We start from the raw sequence: 16,654 nt of genomic DNA, 5'->3' as shown, positions 1-16,654 counted from the left end.
GGCCGATGGGGGGAACGGACCCGCGCGGGCGGGGCCCGCGGCCAGCGCGCCGCGCAGCGACCACCCAGGAGGCGCCGTGGCTGCAGCCGCCGGCCCGCGCACGCCGCGCGAGGACGCCGAGGCCCGGCGCCGGGAGGTGCTGGGCGAGTACGCCCTGCTGTCGGCGCCCGCCGACCCGGAGGTCGCCGCGGTGCTGCGCCTGGCCCGCGCCGCGACGGGCGCCGCGGGCGCCGCGGTGGTGCTGCTGGCCGCGGGACGCCGGCACGTGCTCGCGCGCGCCGGCGGCGACGGCCCCGTGAGCGCGGCCGCGCCCCTGGTCTCCCCCGAGGGCCACGTGCTCGGGGCGCTGTGCGTCCACGGCGCGCCGCCCGAGACGCCGCACGACGCGGCGCTGCAGGACCTCGCCCGCGTGCTCGTGGGCCTGTTCGAGCGCCGCCGCCAGGCGCGGCGCCACCACCACCTCGCGGCCGCGGCGGAGGAGGCGCGCACCACGCTGGAGCTCGCCCACGCCGAGCTGGCCGCGCGCAGCGCCGCCCTCGCCACCGCCGTCGCGGAGCTGGAGCGCTCCAACGGCGAGCTGGAGCACTTCGCCGCCGTCGCCAGCCACGACCTGCGCGCGCCCCTGACCGTCGTCGACGGCTACGTCGAGCTGGTCGCGGAGGTCTACGGCGAGCGGCTGGACCAGCGGGCCCGGGACTGGCTCGCGACGGCCCGCGGCGGCGCCGCGCGCATGGCCGCGCTCATCGACGCCCTCCTCGGCTACGCCGCGGCCGGCGCGGAGGAGGTCGCGTGCACGCCGGTGGACGTCGGCGGCGTCCTGGAGCTCGTGCGCCTGGACCTGCTCGCGGACCTGGAGGCGGCCGGCGCGAGCCTGGAGGCCGGACCCCTGCCCGTGCTGGCGGGGGACGCCGTCCAGCTGCGCCAGCTGCTGCAGAACCTCGTGGCCAACGCGGTGAAGTTCCGCCGCCCGGACCGGCCCCCGCGCGTGCGCTGCTGGGCCGAGCCGGGCGACGGCGGCTGGACGATCGCCGTGGCCGACGACGGCCGCGGCATCCCCCAGGAGCACCGGGCGGCGGTGTTCGGCATGTTCGAGCGCGCCGGCGGGCCCGGCGCGGCGGCGGGCCACGGCATCGGCCTGGCGACGTGCCAGCGCGTCGTGCACCGCCACGGCGGGCGGATCTGGGCGGAGGAGACGCCGGGGGGCGGCGCGACGATCCGCTTCACCCTGCCCGGCTCCGCCCTGCCCGTGGTGGTGAGCCTGGACGCCGCGGCTCAGCCGTCGGTGGCCACGCAGGGGCCGGCGGCGCCGTAGTCCCCCAGCGCCTCGCGCACCTCGTCGCCCAGGGGGCTCACGCCGGGCCCGGCGGCCAGGGCGTGCGCGAGGAGCACGTGCAGGCACTTGACCCGCTCCGGCATGCCGCCCGCGGAGACGCCCTCGATCTCGGGCACCTCCTCCCCCAGCGCGGCGCGCCGGGCCAGGTAGTCCTCGTGCGCGGCGCGGTGCCCGGCGGCCAGCTCCGGGTCCTCGGCGAGCCGCTCGGTCATCCGCCGCATCAGGCCCGAGGACTCCAGCGTCCCCACGAGCGAGGCCGCGCGCGGGCACGAGAGGTAGTAGGTGGTCGGGAACGGGGTGCCGTCGGGCAGCCGCGGGCGGGTGCGGACGACGTCCGGCAGGCCGCACGAGCAGCGGTGGGCGACCCCGGCGACGCCGCGCGGGGGCCGGCCGAGCTGGCGCTGGACCGCCCGCAGGTCGGCCTCGGCCGGCCCGTCCGTCACGGGGCGCCCTCCAGGACGCCGTCCTCCAGGGTGCCGCTGTCCCCGCGCACCGCCCGCCACAGCTCCTGCAGCCAGGACTCGTCCTCCTCCGCCGGCGGCGGCGCGGAGTCCTCGGGCACCGCACCGGTCGGCGGGTCGACCACCACGTAGGCGCGCTCCCCGGGCAGCACGTAGTGCAGGCGCGCGCGGGCCTGGGCGCTGACGTACGCCGGGTCGTCCCAGCGGTCGACCTCCGCCTGCAGCTGCTGCACGCGCACCTGCCGGGCGGCGACGTCCTCGCGCAGCTCCCCGAGCTCGGCCTGCTGGGCCACCCAGCTGCGCAGCGGCGGCACGACGGACACGAGCCCGAACAGCACGCTCGCGAGCACCAGGCCCGCCCCGACGGTCATGCCCCGCAGCCGGCGCAGCCACGGCAGCCGCGCCTGCAGCCCCTCCCAGGCGCGTCCCGCCCGCGCCGCGCCCGCCGCGCCCGCCGCGCCCGCAGAGTCCGCTGTGCCCGCCGCGCGAGCGGCCCGGGGCTCTCGCGCGGGCTCGGCGCGGTCCGCGCCGCCCGCGCGCCCGGCACCGCCCCGCCCGGCAGCGCTCTGCGCGGGGCGGGGAGCGGGTGGGCGGCGGGCGGGCACGGCAGCAGTGTGGCGGATCAGGCCGGGGTTCGGCCCGCGCGGCGCGAGGAGTCCTCGCGCCCGCGGCGTGCGCGCGCCGCTCGCCTCAGTCTCGCCACACCCTCCACGGAGCGTCCCCGGAGTCCCAGCGGTGGTTCAGCTCGGTCCAGTCGCGGTAGGTGTCCATGCCCATCCAGAAGCCCTCGTGGCGGAAGATGCCCAGGCCGCCGTCGCGGGCCAGCTGGCCCAGGGGCGCGTGCTCGAGCATCTCCGAGGGGTCGTCGTCGAGGTACTTGTCGACGAACTCGCGCTCGAAGACGAAGAAGCCGCCGTTGACGTAGCCGGTCTGGGTGCTCGGCTTCTCGTTGAACTGCTCCACGGCGTCGCCGCTGATCTGCATCTCGCCGTAGCGGCCCGCCGGGTGCACGCCGGTGAGCGTGCCCAGGCGCTTGGAGGCGGTGTGCTGCGCGAACAGGGCCGGGAGGTCGACCGGACCGATGCCGTCGCCGTAGGTCAGGGCGAAGCGCGGGGCGTCCAGGTAGTGGGCGACGCGCTTGATCCGCGCCCCGGTGGCGGTGGTCAGCCCCGTCTCGGCGAAGGTGATCTCCCAGTCCTCGGTGTCCAGGGCGGTGTGGTACTCCGGCTCGCCGCCGCCGTGCAGGACCAGGGTGAAGTCGTTCAGCCGCGAGCGCTGGGAGAGGAAGTACTCCTTGATCAGGTCGCCCTTGTAGCCCAGGCACAGCACGAAGCGGCGGAACCCGAAGTGGCTGTAGGTCTTCATGATGTGCCACAGGATCGGCTTTCCGCCGATGTCCACGAGCGGCTTGGGCAGCTTCTCGCTGGCCTCCCTCAGGCGGGTGCCCATCCCGCCGCAGAGGATCACCACCGGGACATCGGCGAGAGGTGCCTCGTTCGTCATCCTGTCCTCCTCGATCTGAGCGTCAGTGCCGGCCGGCGGTCACCCTGGCAGAGCCGCGCGGGGGCGTGCACGCACGGTTGGCCCTAACGGGTCTTCTCGGGCGCCCGAGAAGACCCGCCGCGGCGCGCGGCTGGCATGGTGTGCCCGTCCACGGGCTGGAGCCCGGTCCCGACGACGTCTCGAGTGGGTGTTCTGCGGTGAAGGTGTTGGTCACGGGTACGGAGGGCTACCTGGGGTGCCTGCTGGCGCCCCTGCTGGTGGCCGACGACCACGAGGTGCTCGGCGTCGACACGGGCTACTACAAGGCGGGGTGGCTCTACCACGACGTCGCCGGGTCCGTGGCGACGCTGGCGCGCGACGTGCGCGAGCTGGAGGCCTCCGACCTCGCCGGCTTCGACGCCGTGGTGCACATGGCCGAGCTGTCCAACGACCCCCTCGGCGACCTGCTCGGCGAGGTGACCTACGACGTCAACCACGGGGGCTCGGTGCGCCTGGCCGAGCTCGCCCGGGCGGCCGGCGTCCGCCGCTTCGTCTACATGTCCTCGTGCTCGGTGTACGGCGTGGCCGAGGGCAGGGTCGACGAGACCTCGCCGGTGAACCCCCAGACCGCCTACGCGATCTGCAAGGCGCGCGTGGAGCGCGACGTGGCGGCGATGGCGGACGGGTCCTTCGCGCCCACCTTCCTGCGCAACGCCACCGCGTTCGGCGCCTCCCCGCGCATGCGCTTCGACATCGTCCTGAACAACCTCGCCGGGCTGGCGTGGACGACGGGGAGGATCGCCATGAACAGCGACGGCAGCCCGTGGCGCCCGCTCGTGCACGGCCTGGACATCGCCCAGGCGATCCGGCTGGTCCTCGCCGCGCCCGAGGACGACGTGCGCGGGCAGGTGCTCAACGTGGGCAGCGACGAGCAGAACTACCAGGTGCGCGAGATCGCCGGGATCATCGCGGAGGAGTTCCCCGGCTGCGAGCTCAGCTTCGGCCCCGCCAGCGCGGACAACCGCAGCTACGAGGTGGACTTCACGAAGATCCGCGAGGTCCTCCCGGGGTTCGAGTGCCGGTGGGACGCCCGCCGCGGCGCGCAGCAGCTGCACGACGTCTTCGAGCGCATCCAGCTCGACGAGGCGACCTTCACCGGTCGCGGGCACACCCGCCTCAAGCAGCTGGAGCACCTGCTCGGCACCGGCCAGGTCGACGCCGACCTGTTCTGGACCACCCGGTGAGGAGGGCCGCCTGATGCGCATCGAGACCACACCCGTCGCCGGGGTCGCGATCGTGCGGATCGACCCGCGCACCGACGAGCGCGGCTTCTTCGCGCGCTCCTTCGACCGCGACGCCTTCGCCGAGGCCGGGCTCGAGACCGAGCTGGTGCAGGCGAACATCTCCTGGAACGAGCGCAGGGGCACCCTGCGCGGGATGCACTACCAGCTGGAGTCCGCCCCGGAGGCCAAGCTCGTGCGCTGCACGCGCGGCGCGGTGCTCGACCAGGTCGTCGACGTGCGGCCGGGCTCGCCGACCTACCTGCAGCACGTCTCGGTCGAGCTGACCGAGGACAACCGCACCGCCCTGTACGTGCCGCCGCTGTTCGCCCACGGGTTCATCACCCTCGCCGACCGCACCGAGGTCACCTACAACGTCTCGGCGCCCTACACCCCCGGCGTCGAGCGCGGCCTGCGCCACGACGACCCCGACCTCGGCCTGTCCTGGCCCGTGCCGGTCGAGGTCGTCTCCGCCAAGGACGCCTCCTGGCCGCTGCTGGCCGACGTCGGCGGGGAGGCCCCCCGGTGATCCTCGTCGACACCGTCCTGCAGCGCCGCCAGCGCGAGGGGCGCCCGATCCGCGTCGGCATGGTCGGCGCCGGGTTCCAGGGCCGCGGCCTGGCCAACCAGATCGTCAACAGCACGCCCGGCATGGAGCTCGTGGCGATCGCCAACCGCACCGAGGCCAAGGGCCTGCGCGCCTACGAGGAGGCGGGGGTCGCCGCGAAGGTCGTCGACTCCCGCGCCGCGCTGGAGCGCGCCGTGCGCGAGGGGACGCCGGCGGTCGTGGCCGACGCCCTCGAGCTCGTGGGCGCCGACGGCGTCGACTGCGTCGTCGACGTGACCGGCGCCGTCGAGCACGGGGCGCGCGTGACCCTGGCGGCCCTCGACGCCGGCACGCCGGTGGTGACGATGAACGCCGAGCTCGACGCCACCGTCGGCCCGGAGCTGGCGCGCCGCTCCGCCCGGGCCGGCGTGGTCTTCACCGGCGCCGACGGCGACCAGCCGGGGGTGGAGGTGAACCTGCTGCGCTTCGTGCGCGGCATCGGTGCCACCCCGCTGGTGGCCGGCAACATCAAGGGCCTGCAGGACCCCTACCGCACCCCGACCACCCAGGCCGCCTTCGCCGAGCGGTGGGGCCAGGACCCGTGGATGGTCACCAGCTTCGCCGACGGCACGAAGATCTCCTTCGAGCAGGCGGTCGTGGCCAACGCCTGGGGCCTGACCGTCCCGGCGCGGGGCATGAACGGCTGGGACCACCCCGGTCACGTCGACGGGCTGACCGGCCGCTACGACGTCGAGGAGCTGCGCGCGCTGGGCGGCGTCGTCGACTACGTCGTCGGCGCGAGGCCGAGCCCGGGGGTGTACGTGCTCGCCACCCACGACGACCCCAAGCAGCGCCACTACCTGGACCTGTACAAGCTGGGCCAGGGGCCGCTGTACTCCTTCTACACGCCCTACCACCTGTGCCACTTCGAGGTGCCGAGCACCGTGGTGCGCGCCGTCGACCTCGGGGACGCCGCGCTGGTCGCCGCCGGCGGCCCCCGCGTGGAGGTCCTCACCACCGCCAAGACCGACCTGCGCGCCGGCACGGTCATCGACGGGCTCGGCGGCTACCACGTCTACGGCCAGGCCGAGGACGCCGGCGTCGCGCGCGAGCAGCGGCTGCTGCCGCTGGGCCTGGCGCCCGGCTGCACGCTGGCGGTCGACGTCCCGAAGGACGCGGTGATCGGCTACGAGCAGGTGCGGGTGCCGGTCGGGCGCGTCGTCGACGAGCTGCGCGCCGCGCAGGACGGACGCTCGTGGTGACCCCGCTGCGCGTGACGCTCCTGGTGCACAACGCGGGCACGGGCGCCGTGGCCAGGGCGCAGGCCCTGACCGCCGTGCTCGAGGAGCTCGGGCACACCCCCCGCTCGGTGTCCATGCGCGGCGGACAGCTGTGGGTCCCGGTGCGGGACACCCCCTTCGCGCGCACGTTCTCGTTCGTGGACGTGGCCGGGCTGGAGGAGGTCGTCGCGACCGGCACCGACCTGCTCCTCGCGGTCAAGCCGCTGTCGAACAGCCTGGGGTTCGCCCTGAGGCTGGCGCACCGCCACGGGGTGCCGCTGCTGGCGGACGTCGACGACCCGGAGCAGGAGGTGCGCACCACCTACCTGCCGGTGCGCGAGCAGCTGCGCCGCCTGGTCGCCGACCCCCGCCTGACCGTGCGGCGCCACCAGCTGCGGCACGTCGCCCGCCTGCTGCCGACCACGGTCTCCAACCCGGTGCTGCAGGCGTGGTACGGCGGCGAGCTGGTCCCCCACCCCCGCCGCGACCCCGGGCCCGGCGCCCCCCACACCAGCGACCGGCCGGTGCTGGGGTTCATCGGCACGGTGCGGGACTACAAGGGCGTGGACGAGCTGCGCGACGCCGTCGCCGAGCTGGCCGGCGAGGGGTGGCGCCTGCGGGTGACCCACGAGCCGCCCGCGGACCCGCGCCCGTGGGAGGAGTGGGTGGGCAGCAGGACCACCGGCACCCGGCGCATGCTGGACACCAGCGACGTCGTCGTGGTGGCCAGCGCCCCGGAGAAGTACGCGCACGCGCAGCTGCCCCTGAAGCTGGTCGACGCGATGCTGTCCGGGCGCGCCGTCGTCGTCAGCGACACCGGGCCCCTGCCCTGGGCCGCCGGGCCGGGCGTGCCCGTCGTCCCCCACGGGGACCGCGCCGCGCTGGTGGCGGTGCTGCGGCGCCTGGCCGACCCCGCCGAGCGCGAGCGCGTCGGCGCGGCGGCCCGCGCGACCGCGCTGGCCCGCTACACCCCGGCGGCGGTGGCCCCCGCGATGCAGCGGGCGATCGACGCGGCGATGGCCCGCGGCGGCGGCCTGGGCCCGGCCGTCGCGCTGCTGGAGGGGCACCTCCCCCGGCGCCGGCGCCGCACCACCAGCACCTCCTCGGGTTGACGACGGGTGCGGCGGGAGCCCGGCCGGGCTCCCGCCGCACCCGTCGTCAACCCGGCCGCCGTCGTCAGCCGGGCGCGCGCGGCGCGACGACGAGGTCGGGGCCCAGCTGGTCCAGGCGGCACGCTCCGGCCAGCGCCATCACGTGCTCCAGGTGGGAGCGCACCGCGCCCACGCAGGCGGCCACCCCGTCCGCGCCGCCGGAGGCGAGCGCCCACAGCACCGGGCGCCCCAGCAGCACCGCGTCGGCGCCCAGGGCGAGCGCGACCAGGACGTCGGTGCCCGAGCGCAGGCCGCCGTCGACGAGCACGGCGCCCCGCCCGGCGACCGCGCCGGCGACCTCCGCGAGCGCGAGCGCGCTGGGCAGCGCGCGGTCGAGCTGGCGCCCGCCGTGGTTGGAGACGACCACGCCGGACGCGCCGGCCTCCAGGCACGCCACCGCGTCGTCGCCGCGCAGGACGCCCTTGACGAGGACCGGCAGCCCGGAGACCTCCGCCAGCCAGCGGATGGTCGACAGGTCGACCGCGGGGTCCTGCTCGGCGGCGGCTCGCTGGGCGGTGATGCTCTGGCCGGGCACCGCGTGCGCGGCCAGGTTGACCAGGAAGTGGTCGTCGGGCACCGCCAGGCGGGTCCCCGACACGCGCCGCTTTAACCCCACGTACGGCGTGTCCCCGGTCAGGACCAGCGCGCCGGCGCCCGCGGCCGCCGCCCGGCGCACGAGGGACTCGGTCAGGCGGCGGTCCTTCATGACGTACACCTGGAACCACCACGGGCCGCTCGCGGCGGCGGCGACGTCCTCCAGCGAGCGCGAGGAGCGGGTGGACAGCACGAGCAGGGCGCCGCTGCGCCCGGCGCCCTGCGCGGTGGCCACCTCCCCGTCCCGGTCGGCCAGGGCGTGGAAGGCCATCGGCGCGACGCCGACCGGGTGCGCCAGCGCGACGCCGGCGGCGGTGGTGGCCGTGGACACCGTCTCGACGTCGCGCAGCACCCGCGGGCGCAGGCGGAAGCCGGCCCAGGCCGGCTCGCTCTCGACCCGCGTGACCTCGTCGCCCGCGCCGGCGTCGTAGTAGGAGAGGACCTCCGGCGCGAGGAGCGCGCGAGCTGACTCCGCCTGGTCCTCCAGCAGCTGCAGCCCCATGGCCGACACCCTAGGGACGCCGCGGCCCCGGCTCCGGGCTCGACACCCGGACGGGCGAGCCCGGCCGCGCACCCGAGGGCCGGCAGCCGGGCCGCGCGTCAGCCGGCGAAGCGCGGGAAGGCGCCGCGCCCGGCGTAGCGCGCGGCGTCGTCCAGCTCCTCCTCGATGCGCAGGAGCTGGTTGTACTTGGCCACGCGCTCCGAGCGCGCCGGGGCGCCGGTCTTGATCTGCCCGCAGTCCGTGGCCACCGCCAGGTCGGCGATGGTGGTGTCCTCGGTCTCCCCGGAGCGGTGGCTCATCATGCAGCGGTAGCCGCTGCGGTGGGCCAGCGCCACGGCGTCGAGGGTCTCGGTCAGGGTGCCGATCTGGTTGACCTTGACCAGCAGCGCGTTGGCGGCGCCGGCCTCGATGCCGCGGGCCAGGCGAGCGGGGTTCGTGACGAACAGGTCGTCGCCGACGAGCTGCACGCGCCGTCCGAGGTAGGAGGTCATGGCGGTCCAGCCCTCCCAGTCGCTCTCGTCGAGGGGGTCCTCGATGCTGACCAGGGGGAACGCGTCGATCAGCTCGGCGTAGTAGTCGATCATCTGCTCGCTCGTGCGGGCGGAGCCCTCGAAGGCGTAGGCGCCCTCGCGGTGGAACTCGCTCGCCGCGACGTCCAGGGCCAGCGCCACGTCGCTGCCGAGGCCGAAGCCGGCCTCCTCCACCGCCCGGGAGATCAGCTCCAGCGCCGCCCGGTTGCTGCCCAGGTCGGGGGCGAAGCCGCCCTCGTCGCCGAGGCCGGTGGCCAGGCCCTGGCGCTTCAGCACCGACTTCAGCGCGTGGTAGACCTCCGTGCCCCACCGCAGCGCCTCGCGGAAGCTGGGGGCCCCGATCGGGGCCACCATGAACTCCTGCACGTCGACGCCGGTGTCGGCGTGGGCGCCGCCGTTGACGATGTTCATCATCGGCACCGGCAGCACGTGCGCGGTCGGGCCGCCGACGTAGCGGAACAGCGGCAGGGACGCGGAGTCCGCCGCCGCGCGGGCCACCGCCAGGGAGACGCCGAGGACGGCGTTGGCGCCCAGGGAGGACTTGTTCTCGGTGGCGTCGAGGTCGAGCATCGCCTGGTCGACGAGGCGCTGCTCGCTGGCCTCGAACCCCAGCAGCTCCGGGCCGATCTGGTCGATCACCGCGTCGACGGCCTGCTGCACGCCCTTGCCCGAGTAGCGCTCGGCGTCGCCGTCGCGGCGCTCGGCGGCCTCGAAGGCGCCCGTGGAGGCGCCCGAGGGCACCGCGGCCCGCGCGATCGTGCCGTCGTCGAGGGCGACCTCGACCTCGACGGTGGGGTTGCCGCGCGAGTCGAGGATCTCGCGGGCGCCGACGGCCTCGATCGTGGCCATGCGGGGACCTCCGGGTGCTGGGTGGGCTGGGGCGCGCCGGGCGGAGCGGCCGCGCGCGGCAGCCTAGCGACGCGCGCGGGCCCGGGCGCCCTCGCGCTCGCGCAGCGCGGCCTCCTGCGCCTGCAGCGCCGAGCGCAGCGCGCCCTCGGCGTCGACGCCGGCCGCCCGCGCGGCGGCGGCGACCCGCAGCAGGTGCTCCCCGACCTGCGCGGGGGTGCGCAGGTCCGCGGCGGGCTCGGGCGCGGGCACCAGGCCGGCGGCCTGCGCGCGCTCGAGCACCTGCTGCGCGCGCTGCAGGGCGGGCAGGGCCGCGGGGACGCCGTCCAGCGCGGACGCCCGCGCGCTCTTCTCGGCCGCCTTGCGCGGCTCCCACGCGGCCTCCTCCTCGGCGGCCGTCCGCGGCGCGCGTCCCGCCGCCGCGCCCGCCGCGCCCGCGCCCGCGCCGGGGAAGACGTGGGGGTGGCGCCGGCGCAGCTTGGCGGCCACCCCCTCGGCGACCTGCCGCAGCCCGAACGGCGCGCCGTCGTGCTCGGCGGCCAGGCGCGCGTGCAGGACGACCTGCAGCAGCAGGTCGCCGAGCTCCTCGCGCAGGTCGTCCCACTCCCCCGTGCGCTCGCCGGCGCCAACGGCCTCGGCGACCTCGTGCGCCTCCTCCAGGACGTAGCGCAGCAGGCTGGCGTGCGTCTGCGCGGCGTACCAGGGCGAGCCGCCCGGCGAGCGCAGCCGGTCGACCACGGCGACCAGGTCCGCCACCGCGCCCAGCGCGTCCGCGTCGACGGGGCGCTCGCCGCCCGGCGGCTGCGCGTGCGCGCCCGCTCCTCCGCTCACCAGGTGCTCCTCCTCCGCGGTCGTTCCCCGGGGCGCCGGCGTCCGGCACACTGGCACGGACGCCGACCCCGGGGAGCGCACGTGAGCACCGACACGGCCCGCACCGCCGCCTCCCGGGAGGACGAGGTCCTCCTCGACGAGCGCCCGTGGGGGCGGTTCCAGCAGTTCTGCCGCAACGAGCCGGTGACGGTCAAGCTCATCACCGTCGAGGCCGGGCACCGGCTGAGCCTGCAGCGGCACGGGCACCGCGACGAGCTGTGGCAGGTGCTCGACGTGCCGATGGACGTGCAGGTCGGCGACCGCACCTGGACCGCGCAGGTCGGCGAGCGCGTCTTCGTGCCCGGCGGCTGCCTGCACCGCCTCGGCAACCCGGGCACGCGCGCCGGGCGGGTCCTCGAGATCGCCTTCGGCGCGTTCGACGAGAGCGACATCGAGCGCCTCGACGACGACTACAGCCGCTGAGGCGCCGCCCGCGCGCCTCGGCCGCCCGTGCTCCTCAGGCGCGCGGGCGGCCGAGGCCCGCGTAGGACCACCCGGCGGCGCGCCACGCGGCCGGGTCCAGGGCGTTGCGGCCGTCGATGACCACGCGCTCGCGCACCAGGGAGCCGATGGCCGCGGGGTCCAGGGCCACGTACTCGGGCCACTCCGTGAGCAGCAGGACGACGTCCGCACCGGAGCACGCCTCCTCCGGCGTCGCGGCGAAGGACAGGTCCGGCCACAGCCGCCGGGCGTTGTCCACGGCGGCCGGGTCGGTGACCACGACGTCGGCGCCCTGCAGGCGCGCCTGGGCGGCGACGTTGAGCGCCGGCGAGTCGCGGATGTCGTCGCTGTGCGGCTTGAACGCCGCGCCGAGCACCGCCACCTTGCGCCCCACGAAGGAGCCGCCGCACGCCTGGCGGGCGAGGTCGACCATCTTCGAGCGCCGCCGCAGGTTGATGGCGTCGACCTCGCGCAGGAAGGTCAGGGCCTGGTCCGCGCCCAGCTCGCCGGCCCGGGCCATGAAGGCGCGGATGTCCTTGGGCAGGCAGCCGCCGCCGAAGCCGACGCCGGCGGAGAGGAACTTGCGCCCGATCCGGTCGTCGTAGCCGATCGCGTCCGCCAGCACGGACACGTCCGCGCCGGCCGCCTCGCAGACCTCCGCCATCGCGTTGATGAACGAGATCTTCGTGGCGAGGAAGGCGTTGGCGGCCACCTTCACCAGCTCCGCGGTCGCGTAGTCCGCGGTCAGGACCGGCGTCCCGGCCGCGATCGGCCTCGCGTACACGCGGCGCAGGAGGGCCTCCGCCCGCGCGGAGGCGACGCCCAGGACGAGGCGGTCCGGGGACAGGGTGTCCTGGACCGCGTGCCCCTCGCGGAGGAACTCGGGGTTCCACGCCAGCTCCAGGTGCGGGGCGCTCTCGGCCAGCAGGTCGGCCAGCCGTGCGGCGGTGCCCACGGGCACGGTGGACTTGCCGACCACGAGCGCCGGGGCGTCGAGGACCTGCGCGAGGGTCTGCACGGCCGAGACCACGTAGCTGGTGTCCGCGGCGAGCTCCCCCTTGCGCTGCGGGGTGCCCACGCAGACGAAGACGACGTCGGCGCCCTTGAGCTCGGCCGGCTCGGTGGTGAACAGCAGGGACTCCCCGGCGGTGCGGGCGAGCAGGTCCTCCAGCCCGGGCTCGAAGAAGGGCGCGCGGGACTCGCGCAGCGCCGAGACCTTGCGCTCGTCGACGTCGAACCCGACGACGCGGTGACCCAGGTCGGCCATGCACGCGGCGTGGACGGCGCCCAGGTACCCCAGCCCCACGACGCCCACCGTGAGCTGCGACCCACCGCCTCCGGACGGCGCGCTCACGTCGGTCGAGTCCATCACTGCTGTCTCCTCTGGTCCGGCTGTCGATCAGACGCCGGGCGCGCGGGCTGCGGCTCGGCCTTCCTCCGGCCCCCGTCGGCCCCGGCCAGCGTAGCCACCCGCCGGCCGGGCACCAGGGGCGCGCGGGCCCGTCCCGCCGGCTTCACCCGATGCGAGCAGTGCTGCACGGACCGTGGGCGCGGCGGGCGGGAGCGGCGCTCACCCGGCTGCCGTGGCGACGCGCGTCGCGACGTCCGCGCCGTCGAGCACGACGGCGTCCAGCAGCCCGCGCGCCCACTCCAGGACCTCCGCGTCGCGCAGCGGGCGCCCTCCGACGCGGGCCGTCGTCGGCCGCGGCACCAGGATCGAGCGCACCGCCGGCTTGACGAGGGTGCCGGGGTGCAGGCGCTTGAGGCGCAGCTGCTGGGACTCGCGCAGCTCGACCGGCGCGAACCGGACGTGGTTGCCCTGCACGCTGACCTCCGTGACGCCGGCGCGGCGCGCGTGCACCCGGAAGCGGGCGACGGCGAGCAGGTTCTCCACCTGCTCCCCCGGCTCGCCGTACCGGTCCACCAGCTCCGCGCGCACGGCGTCGACGTCCTCCTCGCTGGCCGCGGCGGCGAGCTTGCGGTAGGCCTCCAGCCGCAGACGCTCGTGCGGGACGTAGTCGTGGGGCAGCAGCGCGTCCACCGGCAGCTCGACCTTGACCTCCTCGGTCGGGGTCGGGCCGTCGCCGCGGAACTCGGCGACGGCTTCCCCCACGAGGCGCACGTACAGGTCGAAGCCGACGCCGGCGATGTGGCCGGACTGCTCCCCGCCGAGCAGGTTGCCCGCGCCGCGGATCTCCAGGTCCTTCATCGCCACCTGCATGCCCGAGCCGAGGTCGGTGTGCTGGGCGATGGTGGCGAGGCGGTCGTGGGCGGTCTCGGTCATCGGCCGCTCCGGCGGGTACATGAAGTACGCGTACGCCCGCTCGCGGCCGCGGCCGACCCGCCCGCGCAGCTGGTGCAGCTGGCTCAGGCCCAGCAGGTCGGCGCGCTCGAGGATCAGCGTGTTGGCGTTGGAGATGTCCAGGCCGGTCTCGACGATGGTGGTGCAGACGAGGACGTCGAAGCGCTTCTCCCAGAAGTCGACGATGACCTCCTCGAGGCGGTGCTCGGGCATCTTCCCGTGCGCGGTGGCGATGCGGGCCTCGGGCACGAGCTCGGCCAGGCGCGCCGCCGTCCGGTCGATGGACTCGACCTTGTTGTGCACGTAGAAGACCTGGCCCTCGCGCAGCAGCTCGCGCCGCACCGCGGCGGCGACCTGCTTCTCGTCGTAGGCGCCGACGTAGGTGAGCACCGGGTGGCGCTCCTCCGGCGGGGTCGCCAGCGTCGACATCTCCCGGATCCCGGTGACGGCCATCTCCAGGGTGCGCGGGATCGGGGTCGCGCTCATCGCGAGCACGTCCACGTTGGTGCGCATCTGCTTGAGCAGCTCCTTGTGCTCCACGCCGAAGCGCTGCTCCTCGTCGACGACGACCAGGCCGAGGTCCTTGAAGCGCACCTCCCCCGAGAGCAGGCGGTGGGTGCCGATGACGACGTCCACGCCGCCGTCGGCGACGCCCTCCTTCGTCGCCCGCGCCTCCCGCTCCGAGGTGAAGCGCGAGAGGGCGCGCACGGTGACGGGGAAGGGCGCGAAGCGCTCGGAGAAGGTCTCCAGGTGCTGCTGCACCAGCAGCGTCGTGGGCACGAGGACGGCGACCTGCTTGCCGTCCTGCACGGCCTTGAAGGCGGCCCGCACGGCGATCTCGGTCTTGCCGTAGCCGACGTCCCCGCAGACCAGGCGGTCCATGGGCACGGTGCGCTCCATGTCGGCCTTGACCTCGTCGATCGTCACCAGCTGGTCGGGGGTCTCGACGTAGGGGAAGGCGTCCTCCAGCTCCCGCTGCCAGGGGGTGTCCGGGCCGAACGCGTAGCCCTGCGTCGCCATCCGCGCGGAGTACAGCTTGATCAGCTCGCCGGCGATCTGGCGCACGGCCTTGCGGGCGCGGCCCTTGGTCTTCGCCCAGTCCGCGCCGCCCATCCTGTTCAGCGCCGGCGCCTCCCCGCCCACGTAGCGGGTGACCTGGTCGAGGGTGTCGGTCGGCACGAAGAGGCGGTCGCCCGGCTGGCCGCGCTTGGACGGCGCGTACTCGATCACCAGGTACTCCCGCGTGGCCCCGCCGAGGGTGCGCTGGACCATCTCCACGTACCGGCCCACGCCGTGCTGCTCGTGGACGACGAAGTCCCCGGGCCGCAGCTGCAGGGGGTCGACGGCGTTCTTGCGCCGGCTCGGCAGGCGCCGCATGTCCTTCGTGGACGCCGGGCCCGCCTTGCCGAGGATGTCCGCCTCGGTCAGCAGCGCCAGCCGCAGGGACGGGGCGACGAACCCGTGCCCGGCGGAGGCGGTGGTGACCTCCACCACCGCCGGCGGCGGCGGGGCGTCGACGGAGGCCACCGCGCGGGCCGGGACGTCGGCGCCGGCGAGGACCTCGGTGAGCCGGTCCGCGGAGCCGTGGCCCTCGGTGGTGGCCACCACGCGCCAGCCGTCGCGGGCCAGGGCCCGCAGGTCCTCCAGCGCCCGGGGCACGTCCCCGCCGTAGCCCTCGACCTCGCGGGCGCCGAGCGCGAGCACCTCGGCGCCGTCCGCGCGGGAGTCCTCCAGGTCGGCGTCGGCGGCGAAGGAGGTGAGCGACCACCACGGGGTGCCGGTGGCCAGGGCGTGCGCGCGGGTGGCGGCGAGCGTGGCGTAGCTGGCCCGGTCCAGGCCGAGGTCGACGGGCACCTGGCCGCCGACGGCGGCGGACGACCACGCCGCGGCGAGGAACTCCTCGCTCGTGGCCACGAGGTCGTGCGCGCGGCTGCGGACGCGCTCGGGGTCGAGCAGGACGACGTGGGTGCCCTCGGGCAGGACGTCGAGCAGCGGCTCCATGCCGTCGACGAGGGCCGGCGCGAGGGACTCCATGCCCTCCACCGCGATGCCGGCGGCCAGCTTGTCGAGCATCTCCGCCGCGCCGGGCAGCGACGCCTTCAGGCCCGCGGCGCGCTCGCGCACGGCGTCGGTGAGCAGCAGCTCGCGGCACGGCGGCGCCCACAGCCCCTCGGGCACCACGTGCAGGGAGCGCTGGTCGGCGACGGCGAAGGCGCGCACCTCCTCGACCTCGTCGCCGAAGAGCTCGATCCGCAGCGGGTGGTCGGACGTGGGGGTGAAGACGTCGAGGATGCCGCCGCGCACGGCGAAGTCCCCGCGCCGCTCGACCATGTCGGTGCGCGTGTAGGCGGCCGCCGCGAGCCGGTCGACGACGTCCTCGAGGTCCACCCGGTCCCCCGCGCGCAGCGCCACCGGCTCCAGGTCGCCCAGGCCCCTCACGAGCGGCTGCAGCACGGCCCGCACGGGGGCGACGACGACCCGCACCGGGCCGTCCTCGGCGCCCAGCGCCCCCGGGTGCGCCAGGCGGCGCAGCACGGCCAGGCGGCGGCCGACGGTGTCCGAGCGCGGCGAGAGCCGCTCGTGCGGCAGCGTCTCCCAGGAGGGGAACTCGACCACGGACGCCGGGTCGAGGTAGCAGCGCAGCGCCGCGGCGAGGTCCTCCGCCTGGCGGCCGGTGGCGGTGACGGCCAGGACGGGCCGCTCGGCGCCGGGCCGGTCGGTCTCCCCCGGGCCCGCCAGCGCGGCCAGCGCGGCGGGGCGCGCCCCGGGCGGCGCGGCGAGGTCGAGCAGCGCGACGTCGCCGGCGCGGGCGGCCTCCACGGCGCGGCGCAGGGCGGCGTCCTCGGACAGGGCGGTGAGGACTCCGGTCAGCAGCACGGTGTCCAAGGGTAGGCCGCCCGGGGGACGGCGCCGCTGCGCCGGGCGGGTGCACGCTGCGGCGCGGCGGCGCTGCACGGCGGGCACCCGCGGCGGGCGCCCCTACCATCGCGGGTGCACACGGGGACGCCGCGGGACGGGGCCGTCCTGTCGAGGAC

14 protein-coding genes are annotated in these 16,654 nt (G+C 76.3%); 6 read left to right on the top strand and 8 right to left on the bottom strand.

Features of this window, described 5'->3' with window-relative positions; genetic code table 11:
* The first annotated feature begins 76 nt into the window (after window positions 1-76).
* On the top strand, window positions 77-1,312 hold the full coding sequence (locus tag BLS82_RS11820; protein WP_176819071.1) for a sensor histidine kinase: 1,236 nt from the start codon (window positions 77-79) through the stop codon (window positions 1,310-1,312).
* Here the strand turns inward: BLS82_RS11820 and BLS82_RS11815 are convergent.
* From BLS82_RS11815 to BLS82_RS11805, 3 genes are all read right to left on the bottom strand, one after another.
* Window positions 1,273-1,776 carry a DUF501 domain-containing protein gene (locus tag BLS82_RS11815; protein ID WP_218123856.1) on the bottom strand — a complete coding sequence of 168 codons (504 nt, stop codon included), beginning with the start codon at window positions 1,774-1,776 and terminating at the stop codon, window positions 1,273-1,275. The two genes, BLS82_RS11820 and BLS82_RS11815, sit on opposite strands and share 40 nt — an antisense overlap.
* On the bottom strand, window positions 1,773-2,399 hold the full coding sequence (locus BLS82_RS15390; protein WP_143028842.1) for an FtsB family cell division protein: 627 nt from the start codon (window positions 2,397-2,399) through the stop codon (window positions 1,773-1,775). The genes BLS82_RS11815 and BLS82_RS15390 overlap by 4 nt, the downstream gene beginning before the upstream one ends.
* A gap of 85 nt (window positions 2,400-2,484) precedes the next feature.
* The gene (locus BLS82_RS11805) at window positions 2,485-3,297 is read right to left on the bottom strand and encodes a glucose-1-phosphate cytidylyltransferase (protein WP_092866058.1); all 813 of its coding nucleotides are present in this window, start codon (window positions 3,295-3,297) and stop codon (window positions 2,485-2,487) included.
* A 197-nt stretch (window positions 3,298-3,494) separates the two neighbouring features.
* Here BLS82_RS11805 and BLS82_RS11800 point away from each other — a divergent pair, with 197 nt between their 5' ends.
* Genes BLS82_RS11800 through BLS82_RS11785 form a run of 4 tightly spaced genes read left to right on the top strand, consistent with a single transcriptional unit; the run spans window position 3,495 to window position 7,495 of the window.
* Window positions 3,495-4,520, top strand: a complete 1,026-nt coding sequence (locus BLS82_RS11800) for an NAD-dependent epimerase/dehydratase family protein (RefSeq protein WP_092866055.1) — start codon at window positions 3,495-3,497, stop codon at window positions 4,518-4,520.
* A 13-nt stretch (window positions 4,521-4,533) separates the two neighbouring features.
* Window positions 4,534-5,085, top strand: a complete 552-nt coding sequence (gene rfbC / locus BLS82_RS11795; RefSeq protein WP_092866052.1) for a dTDP-4-dehydrorhamnose 3,5-epimerase — start codon at window positions 4,534-4,536, stop codon at window positions 5,083-5,085.
* On the top strand, window positions 5,082-6,365 hold the full coding sequence (locus BLS82_RS11790) for an NAD(P)H-dependent oxidoreductase (RefSeq protein ID WP_092866049.1): 1,284 nt from the start codon (window positions 5,082-5,084) through the stop codon (window positions 6,363-6,365). Before rfbC ends, BLS82_RS11790 begins: the two co-directional genes overlap by 4 nt.
* Window positions 6,359-7,495, top strand: coding sequence for a glycosyltransferase (locus BLS82_RS11785; protein ID WP_092866046.1), 1,137 nt, complete (start codon window positions 6,359-6,361; stop codon window positions 7,493-7,495). The genes BLS82_RS11790 and BLS82_RS11785 overlap by 7 nt, the downstream gene beginning before the upstream one ends.
* Before the next feature lie 64 nt (window positions 7,496-7,559).
* On the opposite strand, the gene BLS82_RS11780 is transcribed toward BLS82_RS11785, so the two are convergent.
* The 3 genes from BLS82_RS11780 to BLS82_RS11770 form a co-directional block, all read right to left on the bottom strand.
* A complete protein-coding gene (locus BLS82_RS11780; protein ID WP_092866043.1) occupies window positions 7,560-8,630 on the bottom strand; it encodes an alpha-hydroxy acid oxidase in 1,071 nt (356 codons plus the stop codon).
* Window positions 8,631-8,728: 98 nt separating this feature from the next.
* Window positions 8,729-10,009: a phosphopyruvate hydratase gene (eno, locus tag BLS82_RS11775; protein WP_092866040.1), complete on the bottom strand. Its 1,281-nt coding sequence runs from the start codon at window positions 10,007-10,009 to the stop codon at window positions 8,729-8,731.
* A gap of 63 nt (window positions 10,010-10,072) precedes the next feature.
* Complete coding sequence (locus BLS82_RS11770) at window positions 10,073-10,837, bottom strand: MazG nucleotide pyrophosphohydrolase domain-containing protein (protein WP_255378297.1); 765 nt, start codon at window positions 10,835-10,837, stop codon at window positions 10,073-10,075.
* A gap of 81 nt (window positions 10,838-10,918) precedes the next feature.
* On the opposite strand from BLS82_RS11770, the gene BLS82_RS11765 reads away from it, so the two are divergent.
* Window positions 10,919-11,299, top strand: coding sequence for a phosphomannose isomerase type II C-terminal cupin domain (locus BLS82_RS11765; protein WP_092866037.1), 381 nt, complete (start codon window positions 10,919-10,921; stop codon window positions 11,297-11,299).
* A gap of 34 nt (window positions 11,300-11,333) precedes the next feature.
* Here BLS82_RS11765 and BLS82_RS11760 read toward each other — a convergent pair whose 3' ends face one another.
* The gene (locus tag BLS82_RS11760; RefSeq protein ID WP_092866928.1) at window positions 11,334-12,686 is read right to left on the bottom strand and encodes a UDP-glucose dehydrogenase family protein; all 1,353 of its coding nucleotides are present in this window, start codon (window positions 12,684-12,686) and stop codon (window positions 11,334-11,336) included.
* A gap of 201 nt (window positions 12,687-12,887) precedes the next feature.
* Window positions 12,888-16,496, bottom strand: coding sequence for a transcription-repair coupling factor (gene mfd, locus BLS82_RS11755; RefSeq protein ID WP_092866034.1), 3,609 nt, complete (start codon window positions 16,494-16,496; stop codon window positions 12,888-12,890).
* Window positions 16,497-16,654: the final 158 nt, after the last annotated feature.

Origin of the sequence: Quadrisphaera sp. DSM 44207 (genome assembly GCF_900101335.1) — a bacterium.
Taxonomy (GTDB): Bacteria; Actinomycetota; Actinomycetes; order Actinomycetales; family Quadrisphaeraceae; genus DSM-44207.
Note: the sequence above shows the minus strand (reverse complement) of the source record. Positions and strands in the feature narration are given on the sequence as shown.

Coding starts and splice junctions, on each gene's coding strand:
- BLS82_RS11780 (WP_092866043.1), bottom strand. CDS start 8,630: ATGGGGCTGCAGCTGCTGGAGGACCAGGCGGAGTCAGCTCGCGCGCTC.
- BLS82_RS11805 (WP_092866058.1), bottom strand. CDS start 3,297: ATGACGAACGAGGCACCTCTCGCCGATGTCCCGGTGGTGATCCTCTGC.
- rfbC (WP_092866052.1), top strand. CDS start 4,534: ATGCGCATCGAGACCACACCCGTCGCCGGGGTCGCGATCGTGCGGATC.
- BLS82_RS11760 (WP_092866928.1), bottom strand. CDS start 12,686: ATGGACTCGACCGACGTGAGCGCGCCGTCCGGAGGCGGTGGGTCGCAG.
- eno (WP_092866040.1), bottom strand. CDS start 10,009: ATGGCCACGATCGAGGCCGTCGGCGCCCGCGAGATCCTCGACTCGCGC.